The following is a 25,797-nucleotide window of genomic DNA, read 5'->3' on the forward strand; positions in this document are numbered from 1 at the left end:
GTGAGCATGGGCTCGGGACACGGCCACGGGCACAGCCACGCGGTCACGGCGACCGGGCGGCATCGGCGGGCGCTCGCCGCGGTGCTGGCCATCTCGCTGGTCATCTTCGTGATCGAGGTCGTCGGCGCGGTGGTCACCGGCAGCCTCGCGCTGCTCGCCGACGCGGGGCACGTGCTGGCCGACGCGGGCGGGGTCGCGCTGGCGCTGGGCGCGGCGGTGCTGGCGGCCCGGCCGCCGACCGAGCGGCGCACGTGGGGCTGGGCCCGTGCGGAGGTGCTCGCCGCGGCGATCAACGGCCTGGTCCTGGCGGGCATGGGCGTGTACGTGCTCATCGAGGGCGTACGCCGGCTGTTCGTGCCCGCCGACGTGCACCCCGGCGGGATGGCCCTGTTCGCCGCGATCGGCCTGGTCGGCAACGCGATCGGGATCGCGATCCTCTACCGGGTCCGGGACGCGAGCCTGAACATGCGCGGCGCGTTCCTGGAGGTCGCCACGGACACCGCGACCTCCGTCGGGGTGATCGTCGCCGCCGCGGTCATCGCCTGGACCGGGTACACCCAGGCCGACGCCATCGTGTCCATCCTGATCGGGCTGGTCATCGTGCCGCGGGCGCTGAAGTTGCTGCGCGCCGCCGCCGACGTGCTGCTGCAGGCCGTCCCGGCGGGCATCGACGTGAACGAGATCCGCGCCCACATCACCGGCCTGGACCACGTGCTCGGCGTACACGACCTGCACGTCTACACGGTCACCTCGGGCCTGCCGGTGCTGACCGCGCACGTCGTGGTCGAGGACGGCTGCTTCCAGGACGGCCACGCGCCGCAGCTGCTCGACGCGCTCCAGCTGTGCATCAGCGGGCACTTCGACGTCGAGCACTCCACGTTCCAGCTCGAACCGCCCGGCCACCTCGGCCACGAGCACGAGACCCACGCCTGAGCCGCGTCCTCGCCGTCAGGACACGCGGACCAGCATCTGGTCGACGGGCGCGAAGTCGTCGGTGAGCACGGCCGCGTCGCCGGCGAACGCGGCCAGCTCCGTGCCGGTGATCACCGCGACCGGTTCCTGCAGCATCAGCAGCCGGGCCGCGATCGCCTGCACCGGCAGTGTCCGGGCCGACGCGACGATGACGAAGTTCGCGCCCTCGCGGCCGTCGAGCGCGCCGCGCGGTGCGATCAGGGCAACGTGCGGGAAGACCGCCGCGACGGTGGCGACCTCGGCGCGGATGAAACGGGTCGGCGGGCCGTCGATGACGTTCTGCGCGTACACACCGTCCGCGCCGGCCACCCGGCGGACCTGGGCCATCATCTCGCGGGTGGTGAGGTGCCAGGGCACCGCCAGGTCGCCGAAGGCGTCGCCGACGATCAGATCCGCCGAAGCGTCGGGCAGCTCGGCGAGCAGCATCCGGGCGTCGCCGACCACGGCCCGCAGGTCGGGGCCGGGGCGCAGGTCCAGGGTGCGCTCGGCCAGGTCGACCAGACCGCCGTCGATCTCGAACACGGTGCTGCGGCTGCCGGGCCGGGTCGCGGCGAGGTAGCGGGGCACGGTGAACCCGCCCCCGCCGAGGTGCACCGCGTCGACCGCGGCCCCGCGCGGCGCGGCCAGGTCGGCGACCACGCCGATCCACTGGGTGTAGGCATACTCCAGGCGGGTCGGGTCGTCGAGGTCCACGTAGGAGTGCTCCGCGGCGTTGAGGTGCAGCACACGCCCGCTCGGCCGCAGCGGGTCGGCGGTGACCTGGGCGCAGTGGTACGCGGTCTCGACGTCGCACGGGTCGGGCGCGAGCACCGACAACCCGGTGCCGGCCGCCAGCAGCGCCGCCGCGGCCACCCGGCCGTGCGTCGTGGACGCCTTCGCCGACCGCTCGCCGGTGCGGTGCAGGTATGCCCCGAGCGCGAGCCCGGCCAGCGCGAGCAGCACCGCCGCCGCGATCATGATGACGCTGGTGGGCAGCGCCGCCACCAGGACGAACCCGGTGACCAGGGTTGCCGTCACCGCGCCCAGGGTGCCCATGCCGGACAGGCGGCCGACCACGCGCCCGGTCTGCTCCAGGTCGCCGAGCTGGAGCTTGACCACCATCGGCGGCACCGCGGACAGCAGCATGATCGGCACGAAGACGGTCACCGCGGTGAGCGCGAGGACCACGGACACCGAGGTGCCGCGCAGCGCCTCGCCCAGCCAGCGGACCAGCGGCAGGGTGCCCGCCACGGCCAGCGCCGACAGCCCCAGCAGCGGGGCCAGCACGCGGCGCGGGTCGCGGCGGTCGGCGTGCCAGCCGCCGAGCCAGGCGCCGTAGGCGATCGCGCCCAGCGACATGCCGATGACCGCGCTGGTGACCTGCAGGCTGAGGCCGAGGTAGGGCGCGACCAGGCGCATCGACACCGTCTCCAGCACCAGCACGACCCCACTGGCGAAGAAGACCAGGACCATGGCGAGCCGGTCGGGCAGCCTTGCCGATGTTGCGGAATCCGTCACCGTGGCGATGATACGGGCTGCTCGCGGGCATCCCGGTGCGTCCAGCGCCCCGCGTCGCCTATGGAGCACACGGCTCGGAGTCGCGGGCGTTCGCCGTCCACATCGGCGGCGGGGACGCGGGCGGTATCCTGCCCGGATGCCGGACGCCCTGACATACAAAATCGCCGATTCGCCGGCGGAGGAGCGGGGCATCCACGCGCTCAACCACCGCACCTTCGCCGGAGAGATCCCCCAGCACGCGGCCAACCCGCAGGGTCTGCTGGTCGACCGCTTCCACGCGGAGAACACCTACGCCGTCTGCCTCGACGGCGACGAGGTCGTCGGCATGGTCTGCGGGCGCACCGCGCGGCCGTTCTCCCTCGACGGCAAGCTCACCGGCCTGGACGAGCACCTGCCCGCCGGACGCAGGCCGGTAGAGGTGCGGCTGCTCGCCGTCGATCCGCGCTACCGCCGCGGCACGATCCTGCCCCGGCTGCTCGCGATGATCGGCGAACACTTCGCGGCGCGCGGCTGCGACCTGGCGGTGCTGTCGGGCACCACCCGCGCGCTGGAGATGTACCGGCGCATGGGCTGCGTGCCGTTCGGCCCGCTCACCGGCGAGCCCGGCGCGCAGTTCCAGCCGATGTACCTGACCCTCGAGGACGGCCGCCGCCAGACCTGGGCCGGGCTGTCCGGGACCGGTCCCGTGGGGCAGCCGGAGAATCTGCTGCCGGGACCGGTCTCGGTCGCGCCCGAGGTCGCCGCCGCGTTCGGCCGCCCGCCCGCCTACCACCGCTCGCCCGAGCAGCAGGCGGTCGTGGACGCGCTGCACCGCCGCCTGGCCGCGTTCGTGCAGGTGCGCCACGCGCAGTTGCTGCTCGGCTCGGGCACCGTCGCCAACGACGCCGTCGCCGCCCAGCTGCGGCTGCTGGACCGGCCCGGGGTCGTGCTGGCCTACGGCGAGTTCGGCGAGCGCCTCGCCGACCACGCCGCCCGGTCGGGCCTCGACCATCGGGTGCTCGCCGGGCCGTGGGGCGCGCCGCTGCCGTGGCCCGCGATCGAGCACGCCGTGGCCGCCCTGCCCACAGGCGGCTGGCTGTGGACCGTGCACTGCGAGACCTCGACCGGGCAGCTGATCGACCTGCCCCGGCTGACGTCGCTGTGCGCGGCCGCCGGGGTGCGGCTGTGCGTGGACGCGATCAGCTCGGTGGGCACGCTGCCGGTGGATCTGTCGGGGGCCTACCTGTCCACGGGCACCAGTGGCAAGGCGCTCGGCGGGTACCCCGGGCTGTCGATGGTGTTCCTGCGGGAGCTGCCCCGGCCGTCCGGCCGGATCCCCCGCTACCTCGACCTGGGTTGCTACGCCGAGGCGGGTGGAATCGCGTACACCCAGTCCTCGAACCTGGTCGCGGCGCTGGACACGGCGCTGGCCGTCACCGACTGGCCGGACCGGTACGCGCGCCTGGCGCGGGCCGCGACGTGGCTGGACGCCCGGCTGCGCCGCCTCGGGCTGGCCGTGGTCGCCTCGCGGGAGGAGTCAGCGCCGGGCATCGTGACGATCGCGCTGCCCGCCGCGCTCCCGGCCGCCGAGGTCGGGGCGCGGCTGGAACAGGCGGGATATCTGCTCGCGTACCAGAGCGGCTATCTGCGCGACCGTAACTGGCTGCAGATCAGCCTCATGGGCCGCTGGACCTGGCCCGCCCTGCGCGGCCTGGTGGCGGCACTGAGCGCCACGACCGGCCTGGTCGCCTGAAATTCAGGTTCCTCAGCCTGACCTGGTTCTCAGCTCTCGACGCCGTCGACTCCGGCTATCGCGGCCAGGTCCTCCGCAGGCAGGTCCAGCGCATCGGCCACTTCCCGGACGATGACCGGGTGCGGGCTGTGCCCTCCGCCTCGGAGCGCGGCGATGGTGGACATGGCGCGTCCGGTCGCGCGAGCCAGGTCCTTGATGGACAGGCCCCGGTTGTCCATCAAGCTGCGGAGCAGGGGTCCGAAGGGGTGCGGCTCCGTTCTGCCCGCTTCGGCGAGCGCCGGTCCGAGTACGACGTCGCCGATCTTGGCTTGGAAGCGCAGCAGGCGGTCACCTTCGAAGCGCACCCGGCCGACGAACGCCGTCGCCGTGCCGTCGCCGGGGCTGACCGTGCCAGGTACCGAGACCTCGGTGAACCTGTTGCGCTGCCGGTCGTGCTCACTGGGAAACTCGTGCGGATCGGCAGGTTCGACGTGGGTGACCCGCCAAACCGGGTTCCACCAGGGCAGTTCGAGCAGCAGACCGTCGAAGAAGGGCAGCAGGACCGTCAGATCGACCTGTTGCCGACGCTCGATGTCCCGGTACCGCGGCCAGTAGTTCAAGGCCTGCAAGACCGCGGGCTCCAGCGTACGGCCGACGACGTCCACGGTCGGATGCTACGTCGGACCCGCTCTGTCGGCGCCAGCCGAGTCAGCGACCACACCCCGACCCCGTCATGCCTCCGGCCCGGAAGCCACTCCTTCGAAGGTCAGGCGAAGCCAGCCGGTCAAGGACAGCACCTGCCACACCATCAACGCGTTACCGGCCGGCTCGACCCGGAACCTCGCCTCACTGCCGGCAGGCACGTCAACCGTGACCTGCGGGCTGCCCGTCCAGTCGATGGTGGCCCGCACCTGGTGTCGCCCGGGGTGCACCGGCACGCGAACCACCTGGCCCCGGCGAATCTCGCCGATCACGGAGCCGTCCACGACGAGGCAGTACGCCCGCATACGGTCCCGCCAGCCGCCCCGCGGACGGTAGAAGGCAACGGTCGAAACTTCGGTCACAAAGATCATCATGCAGGATCGCCGCACGTCAAGCTCCCCTGACCCGGGTGTACACGCACACCTCGGCCGCGGCTGTGAAGATCACCGTCGGCTGGCCGCCCGGCACAGTGCCTGGCAGACTGCGCCCGTGTACAGGATCTCGAGGTTGACTCTTGTGCCGCGGACTCACCAGCTGCTGAGTGAACGCGGCGCTGCTCGCTCTCAGGCATCGGGCTGCACCAGCTGCCGCCGGTGATCGAATACAGGTTTGCGTGCACCCGCTGACCTGGGATGCTGTCCCGGTGACCGCCATCCGCTCCGTGATCCTGGTGGGGCTGTTCTCCGCGAAGGAGCGCGATCACCAAAGCCGCCTCGACGCGCTGCAGGCACGGGTGATCGCGCTGGGCGGACAGGTGCTGGACCGGTTCGTCCAGCGCAGAAGCGTCTCCGACGGCGGGGTGCGGCTGATGTCCGCGCCGCTGTCGCGCCGTTTCCTCATCCGCCCTGGAAAACTGGCCGAGATCGCCGCGACCTGTGCGAGCAAGAACATCGACGCTGTCGTCTTCATCAACGACCTGAGCGATTACCAGCGCCGATGGCTGGCGGATCGCCTGGAACGCCCGGTGCTCACCCAGGCCGACCTCGACCGGTCAGCGCGAGGCCTCCCCACTCCGAGCCGGTCTCCGCACGGTGCCGGCCGCGGTCGCGAGCCCCGTCGCCGCCACCGGTAGCAACGCACATCGTCCGTGGCCGATGCCGAGAGGTCGGGCACATCCGGGAACCGGACGCGGCCGACCGCCGACCAACGCTGACCGAGCCGCCAGGGCCGACGGCGTCCAGCGCGCCACCGGCCCGGTTCGGCGACGGTGTCGGGTTGGGGAGGATCGTGGACATCTCGGTCAGGGCGCGTCGTGCGCCGCACTGGCTGCTCGCGGTGGTCGCGGGGCTGGCGGCGGCGCTGCTGCCGTCCGGCACGGCCTGGGCGCACGAGGTCGGCGGGGTCGGCGCGACGAACTTCGCCACCACGCTGTCCGCGCTGTCGCCCGCCGTGCCCGGGGTCAGCCTGGCCGTGGTCGAGAACGGCTCCCGGCTGGAGCTGCGCAACACCACCGGCCGCGAGGTCGTGGTACGCGGCTACAGCGACGAGCCGTACGCCCGGATCGGCCCTGACGGCGTCTGGCTCAACGACAGCTCGCCGGCCACGTATCTCAACACCGACCGGTTCGCGAGCACGACAGTGCCCGCCGACGCCGACCCGGCCGCCCCGCCGCGCTGGCGCAAGATCTCCGACGAGACCGTGCACCGCTGGCATGACCACCGCATCCACTGGATGCTCAGCACCCTGCCCACCGCGGTGGCCGCAGCCCCGACCGCCGCGCACCGGGTGTCGGACTGGCACGTCGACCTCGACCACGACGGCGCTGTCCTGTCCGCCACCGGGTCCCTGGACTGGGTCCCCGGTCCCTCCCCCACCCCGTGGTACCTGCTCGCCGCCGTGTCCGCGCTGCTCGTCGTCGGGGCGGTGTTCACCCGCCGGGCGCATGCGCTGATCGCCGCCGCGCTGGGCGCGCTGGTCGCCGCGGACGTGCTGCACGCGGCGGGGATCGCGCTGGTCACCACCGGCAACGTGCCCGAACGGATCAGCGCGTTCTTCGGCGACGGCATGACCGGCCTGCTCATCTGGCCGTTCGGCCTCGCGGCGGCGGTGCTGATCGCCAGGCGGGCGACCTTCCTCGGGTTCGTGGCGATGGGCGTCGGCGGGCTGCTGTCGTCGATGATGGCGCTGGACGACGCGCCGGTGTGGTGGCGCTCGTCGGCCCCGTCGGCGCTGCCCGCCGACCTGAACCGCGCGGGCGTGGCCCTGGTCGTCGGCCTGGGTGCGGGCCTGCTGCTGGCGGGACCGCTGCTGTGGCGGCGGTTCAAGCCCGCGTCCCACCGGGCGGTGTCTACCGACAGCCCGGAAACTGCCGCGCCCGCCGTACGGGATGATGCTCCGCCGGTGGTGCTGGGTGCCCGCGCCGCTCGCGCAGCGGCGGCCCCGCCGACCGACGAGGCAGCCCCTGAGCAGGCCGGGGCCGCCACCGTGGGCCGTCGAGGCTTCGCGGGCACGCTGGCTGCCGGCGGGGTCGGGGCGATCCTCGGCGGGGCGGCCGGCATCGCCGCAGGGACCCCCGGCGAGCCGGCGGCACCGTCCGGCGGTACTCCGGCCGAGCCGCTGACGGGCGTCGGCGCGACCCGGATCGCGTTCCACGGCGAGCGCCAGGCGGGCATCAGCACCCCGGCCCGCCCGCAGGCCCAGCTGCGGATCGTCGCGTTCGACCTCGCCGACGGCGTCGACCGGGCGGGGCTGCAGGGCCTGCTGCGCCGCTGGACCCAGGCCGCCGCGCAGCTCAGCCAGGGCCTGCCGCTCGGCGACACCGGCGACGACGTGGTGAGCGGTTCGGGGCCGTCGTCGCTGACGGTCACGGTCGGGTTCGGGCCGAGCCTGTTCGGCAAGGCGGGCCTGCCGACGTCCGCCCGGCCCGCCGAGCTGACGCCGCTGCCTGCGTTCCCCGGCGAGCAGCTGGACGCCGCGCGCAGCGACGGCGATCTCTGCCTGCTGGTGCACGCCGACGACGCGCTCGTCGCGTTCCGCGCCGCGCGGGCGCTGACCCGGCTGGCCGCCCCGCAGGCCCGGGTGCGCTGGCAGCTGGACGGGTTCAACACCAGCCCCGGTGTCACGCCCAAGGCCGCGACCGGCCGCAACCTGATGGGCCAGCTCGACGGCACCAACAACCCGCAGCCCGCCGACGAGGACTTCACCTCGAAGGTGTACGTCACCGACCCGGCCGCCCCGGCCTGGCTGCGTGGCGGGTCGGTGCTGGTGGTGCGCCGGATCCGGATGCTGCTCGACGACTGGGACGCCCAGCCCCGGCAGGCGCAGGAGCGGGTCATCGGCCGGCACAAGGACACCGGTGCGCCGCTCAGCGGCGGGCAGGAGCGCACCCCGGCGAACTTCGGCACCACCACCGGCGACGGGGCGCCGGCCATCCCTGCCGACGCGCACATCCGGCTGGCCACGCCCGCGTTCAACAACGGCGCGGCGATGCTGCGGCGCGGGTACTCGTACACCGACGGGGACGCGGCCGGGCTGATCTTCCTGGCCTGGCAGGCCGACCCGCGGCGCGGCTTCGTCCCCGTCCAGCAGCGCCTGGCCGCCGCGGACGCCCTCAACCGGTTCATCAGGCACGAGACCAGCGCCCTGTTCGCGATGCCGCACGGCGTCACGCCCGGTGGACACCTCGGTCAGGACCTTTTCGGAGACGACCCCGCATGACATCCACGCCCCGTGAGACAAGCCCGCGCCTGACCGCCTCGTCGCGGCTGCGGGCGATTCCCCGCCTGCTGACGGCGTCCGGTGCGCTGGCGGTGACGTTCGCGCTGTCCGGGTGCGCACTGTGGGGGCTGGAGGGCGGCCCTGACGCGCAGGGGGCCGCCACGCCCCCTGCGGCCGTCACCGCCCCGCCCGCCGTCGCGGCGGTCCTGGGTGCGGACGGCGTACAGCGCATCGAGATCACCGTGGACGACGAGCTGCGGTTGACGCCGCAGGTGGTGACGGCTCGGCCGGGCCGGATCGAGCTGACGTTCCGCAACGTCGGGCTGACCCCGCACGACATCGCGCTGCGCATCCCGGCCGGGGCGGGCACCGGCAACATCAACGGCTCGGCGAGCGACACGGTGACCGTCGAGATCAGCGAGCCGGGCGCCTACCCGATGCCCTGCCTGTATCACGGCACGTCCGGCATGCGAGGCACCCTCCAGATCCGGTGACCGGAGGCGGCCGGCCGGGCCGACGGCGTCGGACCCGGTCCCTATCGTCGGGGACATGACGATCAAACGTATGGACAACGTCGGCATCGTCGTCGACGACCTCGACGCCGCCGTCGCCTTCTTCACCGAACTCGGCATGGAGCCGGAAGGCAGGATGCCGATCGAAGGAAGCTGGGCGGGAGACGTCGTCGGGCTCGCCGGAACACGGAGCGAGGTCGCGATGATGCGGATCCCGAACGCCCCGGGGCGGCTCGAACTCGTGACGTACCACCACCCGAAGGCGATCACCCCCGAGCCCGCGATCACCCCGGCGAACACGCTGGGCCTGCACCGCGTCATGTTCGCCGTCGACGACCTCGAGGGCACCCTGGCCCGCCTCCGCCCGCACGGCGCCGAACTCGTCGGCGAGGTGACCCGCTACGAGGACAGCTACCTGCTCTGCTATCTGCGCGGGCCGAGCGGGATCATCCTCGCGCTGGCCGAGCAGCTGAGCTGAGCGGCCTGGACGTCTCCGGGGGCAACGGCGGGACGGTCCCACCCGATCGCGCCATGTCACGCAGCCCGGCCTTCAGTCCCGTGGTCGCGCCGAGGACCAGGCCGCCGGCCACGACGAGTACGCCCAGCACCTGGCTGAGGTCCGGCATCGCCCGGTCCTGCAGCGCGGTGGCGACGAGCGTGGCGGCGGGCACCACGCCGGTGAACATGCCCGCTCGTTCGACGCCGAGTCTGCCCAGCCCGGTGAACCAGGCCAGGAACGCGACGACGGTCATCAGCACGGCCAGGTAGAGCAGGGTCAGCGTCTCGGTCGCGGTGGGCGGCCGCAGCCGGCCCGCCTCCCCGGCGACCAGCGCCGCGACGGCCAGCATCGGCACCGCGAGCCCGCAGCTCCACGCCGACACCCGCACCGCGCCGAGCCGCGGCAGCACGATCGCGGCCAGCAGCGAGAACATCACCTCGCAGACGAGGGTGCCCAGGGCGGCGAGGGTGCCGACGGTGTCTGTCGCGCCGGTGCCGTGCACCAGCGCCGTGCCGCCGACGACGATCAGCGCGGCCACCACGAGGCGGGCGGCGGGGCGCTCGCGGCGCAGCAGCGGGCCGGTGAGGGCGAGCCCGAGCGGCGCGGCCCCGACGACGGTGCCGACGACGGCCGGGTCGGCGTGCTCCAGCGCGGTCAGCAGCAGCACGTTGAACAGCACCAGGCCGAACAGGGCGACCCCGGCCAGCACCAGCAGCTCGCGGCGGTCGGGGCGCACGGCGACGCCGCGTAGCCGCGGGAACAGCCGCAGCAGCGCGGCCAGCAGGGCGGCGGCGAGCGTGTACCGCACGGTCTGGCCGGTGAGCACCGGGTAGTCGAGCAGCAGGCGGCTCAGGCTGAACGAGCCGCCGAGGATGATCATGCCGAAGGTGCACAGGGCCGCTCCGGCGTAGCTGTCACGGTTCACGTCCCTGACGCTATGGTGGCTTTGGTACACCCGACAGAGCCACTTGCCGCACCGAATCGAGGACCACTTGGCGGTACGCGAAGCGCTGGTCGACCTGGACCGCTCCCGCCCCGGTGTCGGCGAGCGGCTGACCGGGGCACTGCGTGACGCCATCGCCCAGCAGCGCATCGCGCCGGGCACCCGGCTGCCGTCCAGCCGGGACCTCGCCGCCGACCTCGGCGTGTCCCGCGGGCTCGTGGTGAGCGCCTACGAGCAGCTCAGCGCCGAAGGCAGGCTGGTGAGCAGGCGCGGCTCGGGCACCGTCGTCGCGCCGGCCGCGGCCGAGGCCGCCGTGCCCGGTCCGCTGTCGTCCCCACCCGCGCCGACCGGCGTCGCGCCGCTGCGTCCCGGCGTGCCGGACCTGGGCATGTTCCCGCGGGCGGCGTGGCGGCGGGCGTACGAGCGGGCGCTGGCCACGGCCCTGGACACCGACCTGGACTACACCGATCCGGCCGGCGTGCCGCGGCTGCGCGCGGAGCTGGCGAGCTACCTCGGCCGGGTACGCGCGGCGCGGGTGAGCCCGGACGCGGTCGTGGTCACCACCGGCGCGGCCCAGGCGCTGAGCCTGCTCGGCCGGGTCCTGGCGGCACGAGGCATGCACGAGGTGGGCGTGGAGGATCCGGGCAGCGCGGGCATCCGCGACCACCTGCTGGCGCACGGGCTGCGCCTGCGGCCGGTGCCCGTCGACGACCGCGGGCTGGTGGTCTCCGCGCTGGGCGAGGTGCACGCGGTGTTCGTGACGCCCGCACACCAGTTCCCGGTCGGCGCGGTGCTGGCCCCGGACCGCCGCGCCGAGTTGATCGCCTGGGCGCGGCGCACCGGCGGCCTGGTCATCGAGGACGACTACGACGCCGAGTTCCGCTACGACCGCGAGCCGGTCGGCTGCCTGCAGGGGCTAGCCCCGGACGTGGTGGCGCTGGTCGGCTCGGCCAGCAAGGCGCTCGCGCCGGGTCTGCGGCGGGGCTGGCTCGCGCCGCCGCCGGGCTGGCTGGCCGCGGTGCGCCAGGCCAAGTGCGACGCCGACATGGGCGGCTCGGCCCTGGAGCAGCTGGCCTTCGCCGAACTGCTCGCGAGCGGCGGCTACGACCGGCACCTGCGGCGGGCCCGCCGCGCCCAGCGCACCCGCCGCGACGCCCTGGTCGGCGCGCTGCGACGGCACCTGCCGCAGGCCCGGGTCTCCGGCATCGCCGCGGGACTGCACCTGGTCGCCGAGCTGCCGGCGGCGATCGACGACCACGCCCTGGCCGCCCGTGCCCGCGCCGCCGGGCTCGGCCCGCTGGCCCTGTCCGACCTGCGCCTGGGCACGACCGGCCCGCCGGGGCTGGTGCTCGGCTACGCCGCGCAGTCCCCCGACGAGCTGGCGGCCGCCGTGGCGGCACTGGCCGACCTTCTGTAACGACCCTTTACGTAGCCGCACATAACACATCGGCGCGCATGATCAGCTGGTGGTCGGTGATCGTCTCAACCCGCGGCGGTGGCAATCTGATCGTGTGTCACGCCCCTCCGGAACTGCCGAGCACTGGCAGTCCGTCTACCACCGCACCGCTGCGCACCAGGTCAGCTGGTACCAGGCCGAGCCCGCCGTGTCCGTGCGGCTGGTCGAGTCAGCCGGCCCCGGCCGCTCCGTCATCGACGTCGGAGCCGGCGCCTCCACCCTCGTCGACGTGCTGCTCGAACGCGGCTACACCGACGTCACCGTGCTGGACATCGCCGCGTCCGCGCTCGAGGCCGCCCGACAGCGGGTCGGCGCGCGCGCCGGCGCCGCGCACTGGATGAACCGCGACCTGCTCACGTGGGCCCCGCTGCGGCACTACGACGTGTGGCACGACCGGGCCGTGTTCCACTTCCTCACCGACCCGGCGGACCGCGACCGCTACCGCCGCGTGCTCGACGCCGCCGTCGCGCCCGGCGGCCAGATCGTCATCGGCGCGTTCTCCGAGGCCGGTCCGGAGACCTGCTCGGGCCTGCCGGTGGCGCGTTTCCACCAGGAGAGCCTGGCCGTGCAGTTCCCCGGCTTCCAGGTCGTGCAGGTCGAACGCGAGCACCACTTCACGCCGTCGGGCGAGCTGCAGCCGTTCCTGTGGCTGCGTATGGCGCGTACCCCCGGCACCGGCCCGTCGGAATGGCGGCCCGAGCCCGCGCCACGGCCCGGACGCCTGTACTGAGCTCGCTGAGCCGCGGGGCGACCACCCCGCGGATCAGCGACGATCGACGCGGGCAGGCGCATCGGCGGGCCGCGCCTGTCGCGGTCTCGCGGGCGAGGGACCGTCGTGCTTGGACCGTGCGCGTTAGGCTCCGGCCATGCCTGAGTTGCGCCACGCCATCGCCGTCGTCGCCCTGCTCGCCGCCACCGTGGCCGGCTGCGACGCGGACCCCGCAGGTCCGCCCGCGCCCACGGGTTCGGCCACCCCGTCCCCCGAACCCGTGGAGACCCCCGCGCCCGGCGACCATCGCCTGACCACCTCCTGGAACGGCACCAACCGCTCGTTCGTCGTCCACGCGCCGCCGTCGTACGACGCGGCCTCCCCGCTGCCGCTGGTCGTCGTCATGCACTACTTCCCGGGCGACGCCGCCGGGATCGCCGCCACCAGCGGGATGAGTGCCAAGGCCGACCGCGAGAACTTCCTGGTGCTCTATCCGGAGGGCTTCGCCGGCGGGATGAACGCGCTGTCGTGCTGCGGCTCGGAGGACGACGTCGGCCTGATCAAGAGCCTGGTCGCCCGGATGGTGGAGCGCTGGCACGCCGACCCGAAGGCGGTCTTCGCCACCGGCATCTCCAACGGCGGCGACATGGCCTACCGGCTCGCCGTCGAGTTGCCGGGCACGTTCGCCGCGATCGCCCCGGTCAGCGGCGGATTCAGCGGCGGCAAGGCCACCCAGGCCGACTTCCGCCCCAGCCGGCCGGTATCGGTGATCACCTTCGTCGGCGGCAAGGACCGCTTCGCCACGGCGTTCGAGTCGGGGCTGACGGCCTGGCAGGAGCGCCTGTCGTGCAAGCCCGCCGCGGCGGCGGGCCCGAAGCTGCCCAACGGCGGCAGCCGTCGCCTGGCGACCTGCGCCGACGGCAGTGAGCAGGTCGTCTACCGGCTGCCGCAGATGGGCCACAGCTGGCCCGGCGCGCAGCAGGGCACCCTCGCCGACCCCGACGCCGGGGTGAACGCCACCGACCTCATCTGGGAGTTCTTCCGCACGCACCGGCACTGACCGCGGGCCCGGTCGCGCACCGGGCCGGATCACTCCGTGCACAGTGGCACCAGCGGTATCAGCAGCCCCGACGCGCAGGCCAGCGTAGTAGCGTAATTCAGGAGAAATCGAACGTGTCCGTGGTCGGCTGGCGACGGGAGTTGCGGTGGACGTCTCCGGTGATCAAGGGCCGGGCAGGCGCTGGATGGGTGTCGGACGCAGTCAGGCGGCCGAATCCCGGCCCGCGGCGGTCGAGGCCGCGCGCGGCGCGCTGACCGGGCCCGACCCCAAACTGCTGATCGCCTTCGCGGCGATCACCCACGACCCGCGGGCCGTGCTGGCGGGCCTGGCCGAGGCCGTGCCCGGCGTGCCCGTGGTCGGCTGCACCACACACGGCGAGATCGGCCCGGGCGGCCCGGCCGACGGCACCATCACGGTGGCCGCCATCGGCGGCGCCGGCTTCCAGGTGCAGACGACCGTGGCCACCGGCGTGACCGGCCGGCAGGGCGACGCCGGCTTCGAGGTGGCCGGCTGCGTCGGCGAGGTGGACCTGCCCCACAAGGTGCTGATGCTGCTCACCGACGGCCTGGTCCGCGATCAGGAGAGCATCGTGCGCGGCTGCTACCGGGCGCTGGGCGCGGGTGTGCCGCTGTTCGGCGGCGCGGCAGCCGACGGCTGGCGGATGAGCGGCGCCTACCTGTTCAAGGACGGCGAGGTGCTGACCGACGCGGTGATCGGTGTCGCCATCGCCTCCGAGGCCCCGTTGGCGGTGGCGGTCAAGCACGGCTGGCACACGGTCGGCCAGCCGATGATCGTCACCCGCAGCGTGGACGGCCGGGTGTACACCCTCGACGACCGGCCCGCGCTCGACGTCTACCTGGAGCGGCTCGACGCGCCGCCGGAGGCGTACACCGATCCGGCCGCGTTCACCGAGTTCGCGCTGCCGCGCCCGCTGGGTGTCCAGCGGCGCAGCGGCGTCGAGGCGCGCAACCTGTCCACCGAGGTGGACCTCGTCGGCAGGTCGATCGGGGGCGGCGGCGCGATCGACCCGGGCGGGCTGACCTGGGTGATGACCGGCGACGAGGAGTCCATCCTGGAGGCCACCGACGACGCGTGCCGCGACGCGCTGTCACGCCTGGACGGACACGCGCCGCTGGGCATGCTCACGTTCAGCTGCGCCGCGATCCGGGCTGTGCTCGGCGACGACGGCATCCAGCGGGAGGGCGCGCGGCTGGACCGCTGGGCCGGCGACCTGCCGTACGCCGGCTTCTACACCTACGGGGAGATCGCCCGAAACCACGGCATCGACGGGTTCCACAACCAGACCCTCGCCGTGCTGGCGTTGAGCTGAGATGCCGGGTTCGGCCGAGTCGCTGTACATCCAGCAGCTCGTCGAGCTGATGGCTGTGGTGTCGTCGTCGACCGACGAGGCCTCGGCCGTGCAGCACGCGGTCGAACGCTCCGCGCAGGCGCTGGAGGCCGAGGTCGCGGCGGTGGTCTTCGACGGCAAGGTGGCCGCGTCGATCGGCTTCCCGCTCGACGCGGTGCCCAACGAGGACATCGTGGCGGTGAGCCTGCACGAGCGCGACATGCTGGAGGTGCCCGGGATCGGGCGGTGCCCGGTGGCGACCGCCGCGTGGGAGGGCAGCAAACCGGGCCATCTGGTGCTGGCCCGGTGGGGCGAGCCGTTCGCGATCGAGGAGCAGAACCTGATCCGGGGCATGGCCCGGCTACTGGAGCTGACCCTGACCATGCTGCGGACCCTGGCCGCCGAGCAGTCGATCCGCGAGTCCCTGCAGGAGCGCCAGCGGCTGCTGGAACAACTGTTCACCATCCAGCGGGCCATCTCCCGCCGTGAGGACCTGCAGCAGATCCTCGACACCATCACCCTGGCCGCCCGGGACCTGCTCGGCGACGAGATCAGCCTGCTGTGGCTGCGGGACGAGGACGACACCGGACGGGCCCGGCTGGCCGCTGCCGCCGACGCGACCGGCATCCTGCCCGGCAGCGCGCTCACCGCGGATCTGGCCGACGCCGCGACCGCGAGCCAGGCCATGACCGTCGGCGACGTGGTGGTACGCCAGGGCGGCATCTCCTCGACCGAGGTGGTCAGCCGGTTCGGCCGCGACCCGGTGTGCGCGTCGATGGGCGCGCCGGTGCACGACAGCGGCGTGGTGACCGGCGCGCTCGTCGTCGCGTCCTGCGACCCGGGGCGGGTGTACGGGCCCTCCGACGTGCAGACGCTGCGGGCGTTCGCGCAGAATGTCAGCCTGGCGCTCACCGACGCCAACACCGTGGTGCGGATGCAGCAGGCCCACCACGACGCCCTGACCGGGCTGGCCAGCCGGCGCCTGTTCATGGAGCAGCTGACCCAGCGGCTGGCGGTGGCCGACGCCGAAGGAACCACGATCGCCGTGCTGTTCCTGGACCTGGACCGGTTCAAGGACATCAACGACACGCTCGGCCACGCCGCGGGCGACCAGCTGCTGACGGTGACCGCCGACCGGATCGCCGCCCAGCTGCGCGGCGGCGACCTGGCCTCGCGCTTCGGCGGTGACGAGTTCGCGGTGATGCTGCACCGGGTCGGCGGCCCGCGCGACGCCGCCGCCGTGGCGGCCAGGATCGCCACCGCGCTGGGCAAACCGATGCATGTGGCGCACGAGCAGCTGCGGGTCGGGGCGAGCATCGGGGTGGCGCTGAACATCCCCGGCCGCACCGACCCGGTGGAGCTGGTCACCCACGCGGACCTCGCGATGTACCAGGCCAAACGCACCGACCCGGGCGGTTACACGATCTACGACGGCACCGTGCCGGAGCGGGACGCGCGTCCGGGAGCCGTCCGGGCCTGAACCGTCCGATGGGTCAGGAACCCGACGGTCACCACGATGACCATGCTCTGGATGGTGGGCGTCGGCCGCACCCCGATGCTGACCCGCCCGGACGCGGCGCTCACCTGAACCGCGGTCCGGCCCGGCGGCTGTCGGGCTTCCGGCGACCATGACGCCACCGTGATACCCGTCCCGATGATGGGAGACGGCCGTCCACAGCGGACCGCCACGAGAGGAGCAAGCGGTGAAGGCAGCACCCACCACGCGTGCGATCGTCGCGGCCGCCGTTCTCGGCGCCGTGCTCGCCCCGGCGGCGCCCGCAGCGGCCGCCGCCGACCCGCTGGTCACGCTGGAGCAGCAGACCAGCACCACCGACACCGTCGCCAAGACCGTCGTCGTGTCCTGCCCGGACGAGAGCTGGGTGTTCGCCGTCGGCGGCTGGGTCAACGGCAGCACCGGCCGGGTGCTGCTGACCCGGCTGGAGCCCGCCGCCGACCTGCGCTCCGCCACGGTGTCGGCCCGGCCGCGCACCGACAGCGCGGTGGCGTTCTCCGTCACCGCCCAGGTCATCTGCGCCCGGACGGTGGTGCCCCCGACCCGCGTGGACAACACCACGATGCAGGGCAGTTCCATCGAGGTCGTATGCCCGAAGCCGACCGTCATGCTGGGCTTCGGGTTCAGGATGGACCGCAGGGTCGACAGCTGGCGGATCGACGAGCTGCTGCCGGACGGCTACCTGTCGCAGGTCAGCCTGCACGCCTCGGGCAGCGGCACGGGCGGCGCGCTGACCGCGTACGGCATCTGCCACACGGCGGTGGACCTCCCGGGGGCGTTCGCGGGCGTCTACCGGGCGAGCAGCTTCCCCGTCACGGGCTCGACCTGGCCGAAACTCGCCCCTCTGATGCCGAACCTCCTCGGCTGGACGTTCGGCATCGGCGCGACCGTCAGCGGCTCTGACAGCCACCTGGACGGGTTCCAGCTGCGGCCGTTCGGGGACGGCCTGGCGCGGGCCGACCGCATCAACGCAACGTCGGGCTTGGCGGCGCCGCGCACGCCGGCCCGGACCGCGAGCCTGCTGGGTCCCGCCGAGGACCCGACTCTGACGACCTACGGCGCGCGCATCGGCACGTTCCACTGACGGAGGCTCACCGGGGGGCCGGCGCCCGCCGCACCGGGACCAGCAGGTCCGGGTCCGGCGGGCGTACGCCGATCGACCGCATCGCCTCGGCGTAGCGGTCGAACGCGCGCCGGGCCTCGCCGTGCTGCCCGCCCGCGACGAGCGTGCGCACCAGCGACCGGTACGCCCGCTCGTCGTAGGGGTCGCGTTCCAGCAGCCGCAGCAGGTAGCCGACGGCCGCACCCGGCTGGCCCGCCGACCGGCAGGTGTGCGCCAGCATCCGCAGCATCGCCAGGTACGCCGCCCGCGCCTCCTCGCGCAGCGGACCCGCCCACTCGGCGTACGGCTCGTCCTCGAACGCGTCGGCCCGGTACAGCTGGTCCGCGGCCAGCAGGACCAGCCGCGCCTGCGGCAGCGCCTCCTGCTCGACCAGACGGCGGCCGCGCGCCACCTGCTCCAGGAAGTCCTCCACGTCGACGCCGGTGGTGGCCGTGTTCAGCGTGATGCTGCCCTGGTCGGCGACCAGGTGATGGTCGGCCGGATACGCCCGGGACGGGTCGAGCACCCCGCGCACGATGTTGAGCAGCACCGACAGCCGGTGCCCGGTGCGCTGCCCGTCGCCGTCGGGCCACAGCAGCTCGCTCAGCTCGCTGCGCGGCACCGGCCGCCCACGCCGCCCGACCAGGATGCGCAGCAGGTCGCGGGCCTTGCGCGACTGCCACGACGACGCCGGGACCACCTGCCCGGCCAGCTCCACCTCGAACCGGCCCAGCGCCCGCACCACCACCGGGGAACGGTCCACGGCCGCGCCCGTGAAGCCGCCGATCCGGTCGGCCAGCGCGTCGGCGGCCGCCAGCCGCTGCTCGCCGAGCACGCCACCGGCCCGCTCGTCCGGGCCCGCCCAGGGCACCCGGCTCATCAGCACCGCGATCCGGGCGGCCTCGACCTCGGCCCCCGCCTCGGTCCAGATCGCACGGGCCTCCCGCAGCGCCGCACCGGCCCGCACCGGATCGTCCTCGGCGGCCGCCCGCAGCTCCAGCGCGTCGGCCAGCCCGGCCCGGTCGCCCTGCGCGCGGGCCACCCGGGCGCCCTCGGTGGACAGGTCACCGGCCCGGCCCGCCGCGCCCTGGCTCAGCGCGATCCAGCCCTGGGCCAGCAGCGCCGGACCGGAGATCTCCGGCCCGGCCTGGTCGGCGGCGGCGTCGGCGTGCCCGGCGGCCGTCTTCACGTCGTCGCCGAGCAGCACCAGGGCCAGCCCCGCCAGCGCCGGCACCAGCACGTGCGCGTTGCCGGTGCCCGAGGCGACCTGCACCACCTGCTCGTACGCGGCACGCGCCTGCTCGCGCCACCCGCGCCGCCGATACAACTCGGCCAGCCCCAGCACCGCCCCGGCGAAGCGGCGCGACCCGAAGCGCTGGTAATGGCCGATCGCCGCCCGGTACCGGCGTACCGCCTCCTCGTAGCGGCCGAGCATGGCCAGCGCGTCGGCCTCGTTGCAGGTGGCGATCGCCTGCAGGCTCGGCGATCCGGCCGCCTGCGCGTACGCCGCGCACAGCTGCGCCGACTCCAGCGCCGCCGGGTAGCGTGCCGCCTGCAGGTGCTGGAAGGTGCGATTGGTGTGGATGCGCGTCAGCAGCATCACGTCCCCGGTGCGGTGGGCTATCGGCAGCGCGAGCGCGAAATGCTCCTCGCTGCCCGCGGTGTCCCCGGCGACGCCCAGCGACAGCGCCACGCTCAGGTACGCCGTGGCCAGCGCACCGTCGTCACCGGACCGCACGGCCCGGTGCACCGCCGCACGTGCGGTCGCGACCGCGCTGTCGGTGTCCCCGGCCAGCAGGAACGCGTGCGCACGCCAGGCGGCCAGCAGGGCGGTGTCGGCTGTGTCGCCGCGCTCGCCCCCGCGGGCGAACACGTCCAGCGCGCCGTGGGCGTCGCCACGCTGGTAGGCGACCCGGCCCGCGCGCCAGGCCAGCCCCGCGTCCAGGTCCGGCCGACCCGCGCCGAGGTCTTCGTAGACCCGCGTTGCCGCCTCCAGGTCCCCGGCCGTACGCAGCGCATCGGCTCGCAGCAGCGTCAGCCGCCTGTCGCGCTCCGGCTCCGGCAGCCGGTCGAACACGTCGGTGACCAGTGCCGCCTGCCCGGCCGCGATGACGCGATCGCCGTGTTCGCGTAGCACCCTGGCGGCCCCGGCGTGGTCACCGGCGCGAAGATGCTCCCGCGCCGCCGCGCCCGGCGGACCATGCCTGCCGTACCAGGCGGCCGCGACGCCGGACCGGCCGGGAGCGGTGTCGCCTCGGTCCGGCTGCGCGACGTGCGGCCCGGCCGTACGGTCGTGGTCCGCGTCGCCGCCCGGCACGCCGCCTGCCACGGCCGCCACCTGTGCGATCACCGGCACGACGTGGTCGTCGTCGGGCAGACCGGGCACCATCGGCCCGCGGACCAGCAGCCCGGTCCGTCGCAGTAGGGTCAGCAGCGCCTCAGCATCAGCATGACCGAAGGCCTCGCACAGGCCCACCGTCACCGGCCTACGGTCGCCCAGGTCGGCGAGCAGCCGGCGTGCCGCGTCGGGCAGCCCGCTCAGCACCTCCGTGCGCACGTACTCGGCCAGCCCGCCCGCGGCCGGGGCGGACGCAGCCGGGCCGCCCAGCCGCACCGACTCCACCGCGAAGTGGACCAGCGCGGGCCAGCCGCGGGTGGACGCGTGCAGCGCGTCGGCGAGGTCGGGGTCGGCCGGCCCGCCCTCCTCCGCCAGCAGCGCAGCGATCTCGTCAACGGCGAGGGCGAGTTCGGCCGGGCCGAGTTCGCTCCAGCGGCCGGGCCGGCCCGCGTGCCGCCACGGCAGCGGCCAGCGCGAGGCCAGCGACACCTCGGCGTCCTCCGGCAGGTCCTCGATCGCGATCAGCAGGTCGCGCAGGTCCGGCACGGACAGCTGGGGCAGGTCGTCCAGCACGAGGCAGCGGACCCCGTCCGACTCCGCCTGGCGGACGAACCCGCACGGGTCGCCGCCACCCCGCCACCAGCGGGCCCGAGCGGGCGGACACAGGCCACGCAGCAGGGTCGTCTTGCCGTAGCCCGCCGCGCCGACCACGATCCGGCGGCTCGGCCCGCTGACCATCGTCGTCCGCCCTCCGGTCTGCTCGACACGCGGCCTGCCCGTTGCGAAGGCTCCGCCCCACCGGCCCGACGATCAACCCTTCTGTCGGATAGCCGGGACAGAACACAGCGTCCGACCAGTATGGTCCGCATCTCACACATCGCGCGACATATATGTCCAGTGTGGACCGTCAGTTGGCATCACCTCGCCAGAACCGACTCCACTTCGGCGCTTACCTGCGAGGATGCGATCCGGGACCAGGAGGTGAACAGCGAACGGAAGTAGACTCCGTGCTTCTCTGCGACCGCCGGGTCCTGCTCCACGACATCCAGTTCATTGACGATGCTCAAGTCGACGAACGGCCGCAACTGCGAGGCGTCAAGGGACTCGGCCTGGCCGGTGAAGCGATCCCAGACCGTGCCGGTGTCCGCAAGCTGCGCCCAGGAGCGGCGGCGATCGCACGCTCCATAAAGGTAGACCAGGTTTTCCGAGGCCCCGCCGATCACTTGCCGCAGCGTCGCCCGCTCGGCTCGGTCGAGCAGCGCGACGTCGAAGCCGTCAGTGCCGTACACCGCGTGCGCGAGACCGGCCAGCTGGACGTCAGCGCTCAGACCGAGCCGGACCAGCCGATCGTGGACACGCGACAGGTGGGCGTAGAGCGAACCACCCGCATGATCGATGGTTTCGGCTCCGCGACCGCGGAGCCATTCCCGCAGATCCTGTTCGGCACTCATGCGACGACCCTAGCTACGGCGCGTCCAGGTCAACCGGCCGCCACCGTGCCCAGTTCGTCACAACGGCCGGCCGCACACAGCTCCGCGCCGCTGTCTCGCGCGCCGCGGCATGATGGTCGGCATGACCGACACCGCGACGGACACCACCGCCTCCGACGACCAGGGCCGCTACGTCAACCCCGGCGGGGAGTTCACCCGCGACCAGCGTTACATCGCCACCCGGATCACCGCCGACGGCCGCGACGGCTACCCCGTCGAGCCCGGCCGCTACCGGCTGGTCGTCAGCCGGGCCTGCCCGTGGGCGAGCCGGGCGGTGATCGTACGCCGGCTGCTCGGGCTGGAGCAGGCCCTGCCGATGGCGGTTGCCGGGCCGACGCACGACGCGCGCAGCTGGACCTTCGACCTGGACCCGGGCGGCCGGGACCCGGTGCTGGGCATCGAGCGGCTGCAGGAGGCGTTCTTCGCACGGTTCCCCGGTTACGAGCGCGGCATCACCGTGCCCGCGATCGTGGACGTCACCACCGGCGCAGTGGTCACCAACGACTATGCGCCGATGACCATCGACCTGTCGCTGGAGTGGACCGCCCATCACCGGCCGGGCGCGCCCGAGCTGTACCCGGCCGCGCTGCGCGCCGAGATCGACGAGGTGAACGCGCTGGTGTTCCGGGACGTGAACAACGGTGTCTACCAGTGTGGCTTCGCCGGGTCGCAGCGGGCGTACGAGGCCGCGTACCGGCGGCTGTTCGCGCGGCTGGACGCGCTGTCGGAGCGGCTGGCCGGGCAGCGCTACCTGGTCGGCGACACGATCACCGAGGCCGACGTGCGGCTGTTCACGACGCTGGTGCGCTTCGACGCCGTGTACCACGGGCATTTCAAGTGCAACCGGCAGAAGCTGACCGAGATGCCGGTGCTGTGGGCGTACGCCCGCGATCTTTTCGCCACCCCGGGGTTCGGCGACACCGTCGACTTCGGGCACATCAAGTCCCACTACTACGAGGTGCACCGCGACATCAACCCGACCGGGGTGGTGCCCGCCGGGCCGGACCTGTCCGGCTGGCTCACCCCGCACGGGCGCGACGAGCTGGGCGGCCGACCGTTCGGCGACGGCACCCCGCCCGGCCCGGTGCCCGCCGGCGAGACCGTGCCCGGCCTGCACGGGGCGTAGCTCGGCCGAGACTGCTCCGGCCTGCGGCGGTCCCGGCGCCCGGAAGGGTCCGGCGACCGCCCGGGCCGCTCATCTGAGGCGCTTGGAACACTCCTCGGCGATGAACGCCTGCAGAGCCGGGCCCATGGACGCGGTGGTCGTCTGGTCGTTTTCCAGCCAGGCCCGTTGCGCATCGGTAAGCGTGATCAACAAGTCCTCGCCGATGGCGCCCGTGTCCAGCGCCGCGCACCACTCGTCGCGGTCCTCGCCCGACAACCCGTCGTTCCACCAGGAAGACATGCTCTGCTCATCCATGGTGTCGACGTTACGACCTGACCCGCGGCATGCGGCCGCAAATGCGTGAGCCCTGGGGCGTCGAATCGGCGTGTCCCGCCGGGCGTCCTGCGTCGTGGCGCGCGGCCACGGCCGGTCACCCGCCCCGGCCCACCGGCAGGCAGGCTATTGGGCGTTCAGCCGGAACGGCGTGCCGGGGCAGCTCAGACACGCGAAGATCCGTAGCGCGTCGTCCCAGCCGACGCTCACGCCGGTCGGCCGGTCGGCGTCGCGCCACCGCGGGTCTGTCCACGACGGCTCCAGATCGGCCTCCTGCTCGGTCCGCCAGGTGCCGCCGAAGGACTCGGACGAGGTCATGGACAGCACCAGCGTCATCTCCCGCGAACACCCCTCGCAGGTCATCGGCTGCCGATCGGTGCTGCCCCAGTTGGCATGTCCGCCGACCTTCCAGCCCCGCGCCTGCGACACCGCGTAGTACGACGGCTGCCCGAACTCGCGGCTGTCGTCGAAGGCGCGCACCTGTCGGCCCAGCTGCTCGGGGAGCTCCTGCCACCACGGATACTCCACGACCTGTTCCGGATACAGCACGCAGGCACGGGGGCGGAACATCTCGTCCGGTTCGCGGACGGGCGCGGGCGCGGCCGCCGACGGGCCGCAGATGTCGGCCTGAGCCCGCCATCGCAGTCGCACGGCCGGTCCGGACTGATCGCGGACCTCGGGGTGCACGTGCGGGCACCACAGCACCTGCAGCAGGTCCTTCCCGGCAGGCAGCGGCAGGTCGGGCACGTCCTGGGCGCGCAGCTGCGCCACCGGCAGCAGCGGGCCGGACACCGGCTCCGGCCGGGTCACGTGGGTGATCAGGTGGGTGCCGGCGGCATGGTGCTCGACGCCGAAGTAACCGGGATAACGCCGGGCCGTGCTGATCGGGTCAGGCCGGGAGCCGAGCCGGGCCGCCTCCTCCGGCGGGACCGGATGCCGCACCTCCACACGGTGTGGCTGAGCGCACCGTGGCCAGGCCTCGTCGGCAGGCCACAGCAGCGGCCCACCGACGTGGCTCCCGCTGATCGACGGCACGCCGGGCCGGGGATGCAGGCGCGTGGCGGTGCGCGCATGCGCTGCCAGCCCGGGGAACAGCTGCGCGAGGTCGAGGGGCCGGGGCACCGTGGTGAGCTTCACGGCCGGATGGTAATGGCAGCGCCCGACAGGTGTCGTGGACGGCGACCCCGGCTGCGGGCAATCACACCGAGGCCAGCACCGCGGGGATCTCGTCGGCGATCTCCCGGGCCAGGAACCCGATCTTCCCGAACCGGGGTGCCAGCCGCTGGGCGCTGCCGGCGTGGGCGTACGCCGCCCAGCACGCCGCCTGGGCGGGCTCCGCGCCGCGGCAGAGCAGGCCGGTGACGACGCCCGCGCGCACGTCGCCGCTGCCGGAGGTGCCCAGGCCGCTGCCGCCGGTCTGCTCCCACCAGGTCCGGCCGTCCGGGTCCGCGACGCGCCCGAACAGCGACACCACGGCCCGGTAGCGCTGCGCGATGCGAATCGCGACGTCCAACAGGTCATCGTCGAGGTCGCCGCCGAGCAGGTACCTCGCCTCGTCGATGTTGGGGGTGAGCACGTACGAGCCGGGCCGGTCCGCGGTCAGCGACGGGTCCTTGCTGAGCGCACCCAGGGCGTAGGCGTCCAGCACGACGGTGGTGTCGGGCCGGGTCGCCGCCAGCACGTGCCGCAGCACGGCGTCGGCGTGGTCGATGTCGCCCAGCCCCGGCCCGACGGCGACGGCCGACGCCTGCCCCGCCAGCTCGGCCAGCCGGTCGGGAAGGGCCCGGCCGGAGTCGGGTTCGGGCAGGTCGAGCACCAGCGCCTCGGGCACCTGGATGCTGAGCGCCGTCGCGGTCGACTCGGCCACCGCGAGCTGGAGCACGCCCGCCCCGGCGCGCAGCGCGGCGACCCCGGCCAGCAGCACCGCACCGGGTGTGTGCCGCGAGCCGCCGACGATCAGGGCGGTGCCGCGGCTGTCCTTGGCCCCCGCGACCTCGGGCAGCGGCCAGTCGCGCAGCAGCTGGACGGTGACGATGGCAGGTTCAGACCGGTTCGGCACGCAGGCCCTCCTCGCGGGTCGGGGTGGTGTCGCGGGCGCGCAGGTGGGCGACGTCGTTGAACTGCTGCGGCGTCAGGCGGCCGGCGCCGTCGCGAACCCAGGTGCTGACCGAGGTGTTGACGATCGCCTCGGCCCGGCTCAGGTCCAGCAGCCGCGCCTCGTCCAGGTCCTCGACGAGATAGCGGATGATCTGCACGACCACGTCGTGGGTGACCAGCAGCACCCGCCGGTCGCCGTGGTCGCGGCGCAGGTCGGACAGCAGCGTCCGGATCCGCAGCGCGACGTCGGCCCACGACTCGCCGCCGGGCGGCCGGTAGTAGAACTTGCCGAGCCGCTGGCGGCGGTCGGCCTCGGTCGGGTGCAGCTCCTGCACGCCGCGGGCGGTGAGCAGGTCGAGGATGCCCAGTTCCCGGTCGCGCAGCCGCTCGTCGTAGGACAGCCGCAGGTCCAGGCCGTCGGTCATGGCCTTGGCCGTCTCCGTGGTGCGCAGGTAGGGCGAGACCAGCACCAGGTCGGGCCGCGGCACGCCGGCCAGCCAGCCCCGCGTGGCGGCGGCCTGTTCGCGGCCGAGGTCCGACAGGGGCACGTCCGGGTCGCGTGGCGCGAGGTCCAGCCGCTGTGCCCCCGAGCCCTCGGCGAGCACCGCGGCGACGTTGCCGACGCTCTCGGCATGCCGCACGGCCCCCAGCCACGCCAACTCGCCCATCTCTCCCCCTGTCCACGCACGAGGTGATTGAGGTACCCGCCCACTGCCCGTTGACACCTGCCGAACGGCCCCAGGTACGTGATCA

General features: G+C 73.9%; 23 protein-coding genes. 13 read left to right on the top strand and 10 right to left on the bottom strand.

Going from position 1 to position 25,797, the window contains the following annotated elements; genetic code table 11:
- The first annotated feature begins 6 nt into the window (after positions 1-6).
- Entirely contained in the window at positions 7-933 is a 927-nt protein-coding gene (locus F6W97_RS11405) for a cation diffusion facilitator family transporter (protein WP_155370221.1), read from the top strand.
- Positions 934-948: 15 nt separating this feature from the next.
- Here F6W97_RS11405 and F6W97_RS11410 read toward each other — a convergent pair whose 3' ends face one another.
- Complete coding sequence (locus F6W97_RS11410) at positions 949-2,424, bottom strand: fused MFS/spermidine synthase (protein WP_196279099.1); 1,476 nt, start codon at positions 2,422-2,424, stop codon at positions 949-951.
- A gap of 181 nt (positions 2,425-2,605) precedes the next feature.
- Between F6W97_RS11410 and F6W97_RS11415 the strand changes: the two genes are divergently transcribed.
- Positions 2,606-4,201, top strand: a complete 1,596-nt coding sequence (locus tag F6W97_RS11415; protein WP_196279087.1) for a GNAT family N-acetyltransferase — start codon at positions 2,606-2,608, stop codon at positions 4,199-4,201.
- A gap of 29 nt (positions 4,202-4,230) precedes the next feature.
- Here F6W97_RS11415 and F6W97_RS11420 read toward each other — a convergent pair whose 3' ends face one another.
- Together F6W97_RS11420 and F6W97_RS11425 are read right to left on the bottom strand one after the other, a co-directional pair.
- Positions 4,231-4,845 (bottom strand): helix-turn-helix domain-containing protein, encoded by a 615-nt coding sequence (locus F6W97_RS11420; protein WP_155370223.1) that lies wholly within the window; start codon positions 4,843-4,845, stop codon positions 4,231-4,233.
- 66 nt (positions 4,846-4,911) lie between these two features.
- Positions 4,912-5,256, bottom strand: a complete 345-nt coding sequence (locus F6W97_RS11425) for a hypothetical protein (RefSeq protein ID WP_155370224.1) — start codon at positions 5,254-5,256, stop codon at positions 4,912-4,914.
- A 269-nt stretch (positions 5,257-5,525) separates the two neighbouring features.
- Here F6W97_RS11425 and F6W97_RS11430 point away from each other — a divergent pair, with 269 nt between their 5' ends.
- The 4 genes from F6W97_RS11430 (at position 5,526) to F6W97_RS11445 (ending at position 9,529) form a co-directional block, all read left to right on the top strand.
- Positions 5,526-5,954 (top strand): HflX-like GTP-binding protein, encoded by a 429-nt coding sequence (locus F6W97_RS11430; protein ID WP_155370225.1) that lies wholly within the window; start codon positions 5,526-5,528, stop codon positions 5,952-5,954.
- 155 nt (positions 5,955-6,109) lie between these two features.
- Entirely contained in the window at positions 6,110-8,539 is a 2,430-nt protein-coding gene (locus F6W97_RS40580; protein WP_230686587.1) for a Dyp-type peroxidase, read from the top strand.
- Positions 8,536-9,033, top strand: a complete 498-nt coding sequence (locus F6W97_RS11440; RefSeq protein ID WP_155370226.1) for a cupredoxin domain-containing protein — start codon at positions 8,536-8,538, stop codon at positions 9,031-9,033. Before F6W97_RS40580 ends, F6W97_RS11440 begins: the two co-directional genes overlap by 4 nt.
- Positions 9,034-9,088: 55 nt before the next feature.
- On the top strand, positions 9,089-9,529 hold the full coding sequence (locus F6W97_RS11445) for a VOC family protein (RefSeq protein ID WP_155370227.1): 441 nt from the start codon (positions 9,089-9,091) through the stop codon (positions 9,527-9,529).
- Here the strand turns inward: F6W97_RS11445 and F6W97_RS11450 are convergent.
- Positions 9,498-10,475: a DMT family transporter gene (locus F6W97_RS11450; protein ID WP_196279088.1), complete on the bottom strand. Its 978-nt coding sequence runs from the start codon at positions 10,473-10,475 to the stop codon at positions 9,498-9,500. The two genes, F6W97_RS11445 and F6W97_RS11450, sit on opposite strands and share 32 nt — an antisense overlap.
- Before the next feature lie 67 nt (positions 10,476-10,542).
- Between F6W97_RS11450 and pdxR the strand changes: the two genes are divergently transcribed.
- From pdxR to F6W97_RS11480, 6 genes are all read left to right on the top strand, one after another.
- A complete protein-coding gene (gene pdxR / locus F6W97_RS11455; protein ID WP_230686588.1) occupies positions 10,543-11,910 on the top strand; it encodes a MocR-like pyridoxine biosynthesis transcription factor PdxR in 1,368 nt (455 codons plus the stop codon).
- 94 nt (positions 11,911-12,004) lie between these two features.
- Entirely contained in the window at positions 12,005-12,679 is a 675-nt protein-coding gene (locus F6W97_RS11460) for a class I SAM-dependent methyltransferase (protein WP_155370229.1), read from the top strand.
- Between the two features lie 136 nt (positions 12,680-12,815).
- Positions 12,816-13,718, top strand: coding sequence for a CE1 family esterase (locus tag F6W97_RS11465; protein ID WP_155370230.1), 903 nt, complete (start codon positions 12,816-12,818; stop codon positions 13,716-13,718).
- 184 nt (positions 13,719-13,902) lie between these two features.
- Positions 13,903-15,048 (top strand): FIST signal transduction protein, encoded by a 1,146-nt coding sequence (locus tag F6W97_RS11470; RefSeq protein WP_155370231.1) that lies wholly within the window; start codon positions 13,903-13,905, stop codon positions 15,046-15,048.
- A 1-nt stretch (position 15,049) separates the two neighbouring features.
- Positions 15,050-16,546 carry a sensor domain-containing diguanylate cyclase gene (locus F6W97_RS11475; protein ID WP_155370232.1) on the top strand — a complete coding sequence of 499 codons (1,497 nt, stop codon included), beginning with the start codon at positions 15,050-15,052 and terminating at the stop codon, positions 16,544-16,546.
- Positions 16,547-16,769: 223 nt separating this feature from the next.
- Complete coding sequence (locus F6W97_RS11480) at positions 16,770-17,663, top strand: hypothetical protein (RefSeq protein WP_155370233.1); 894 nt, start codon at positions 16,770-16,772, stop codon at positions 17,661-17,663.
- 7 nt (positions 17,664-17,670) lie between these two features.
- Here F6W97_RS11480 and F6W97_RS41215 read toward each other — a convergent pair whose 3' ends face one another.
- A complete protein-coding gene (locus tag F6W97_RS41215) occupies positions 17,671-20,757 on the bottom strand; it encodes a BTAD domain-containing putative transcriptional regulator (protein WP_155370234.1) in 3,087 nt (1,028 codons plus the stop codon).
- Positions 20,758-20,936: 179 nt separating this feature from the next.
- Positions 20,937-21,470 (bottom strand): DUF6817 domain-containing protein, encoded by a 534-nt coding sequence (locus tag F6W97_RS11490; protein ID WP_155370235.1) that lies wholly within the window; start codon positions 21,468-21,470, stop codon positions 20,937-20,939.
- A 121-nt stretch (positions 21,471-21,591) separates the two neighbouring features.
- Here F6W97_RS11490 and F6W97_RS11495 point away from each other — a divergent pair, with 121 nt between their 5' ends.
- Complete coding sequence (locus F6W97_RS11495) at positions 21,592-22,635, top strand: glutathione S-transferase family protein (RefSeq protein ID WP_230686589.1); 1,044 nt, start codon at positions 21,592-21,594, stop codon at positions 22,633-22,635.
- A 69-nt stretch (positions 22,636-22,704) separates the two neighbouring features.
- Here the strand turns inward: F6W97_RS11495 and F6W97_RS11500 are convergent, their stop codons facing one another.
- The 4 genes from F6W97_RS11500 to F6W97_RS11515 form a co-directional block, all read right to left on the bottom strand.
- Positions 22,705-22,929, bottom strand: coding sequence for a hypothetical protein (locus F6W97_RS11500; RefSeq protein ID WP_155370237.1), 225 nt, complete (start codon positions 22,927-22,929; stop codon positions 22,705-22,707).
- A 144-nt stretch (positions 22,930-23,073) separates the two neighbouring features.
- Positions 23,074-24,084, bottom strand: a complete 1,011-nt coding sequence (locus F6W97_RS11505) for a hypothetical protein (protein WP_155370238.1) — start codon at positions 24,082-24,084, stop codon at positions 23,074-23,076.
- A gap of 61 nt (positions 24,085-24,145) precedes the next feature.
- Entirely contained in the window at positions 24,146-25,006 is an 861-nt protein-coding gene (locus F6W97_RS11510; RefSeq protein ID WP_155370239.1) for an NAD(P)H-hydrate dehydratase, read from the bottom strand.
- The gene (locus F6W97_RS11515; RefSeq protein WP_155370240.1) at positions 24,990-25,712 is read right to left on the bottom strand and encodes a histidine phosphatase family protein; all 723 of its coding nucleotides are present in this window, start codon (positions 25,710-25,712) and stop codon (positions 24,990-24,992) included. Before F6W97_RS11515 ends, F6W97_RS11510 begins: the two co-directional genes overlap by 17 nt.
- Positions 25,713-25,797 lie beyond the last annotated feature (85 nt).

This window comes from Catellatospora vulcania (assembly GCF_009720385.1).
Taxonomy (GTDB): Bacteria; Actinomycetota; Actinomycetes; order Mycobacteriales; family Micromonosporaceae; genus Catellatospora; species Catellatospora vulcania.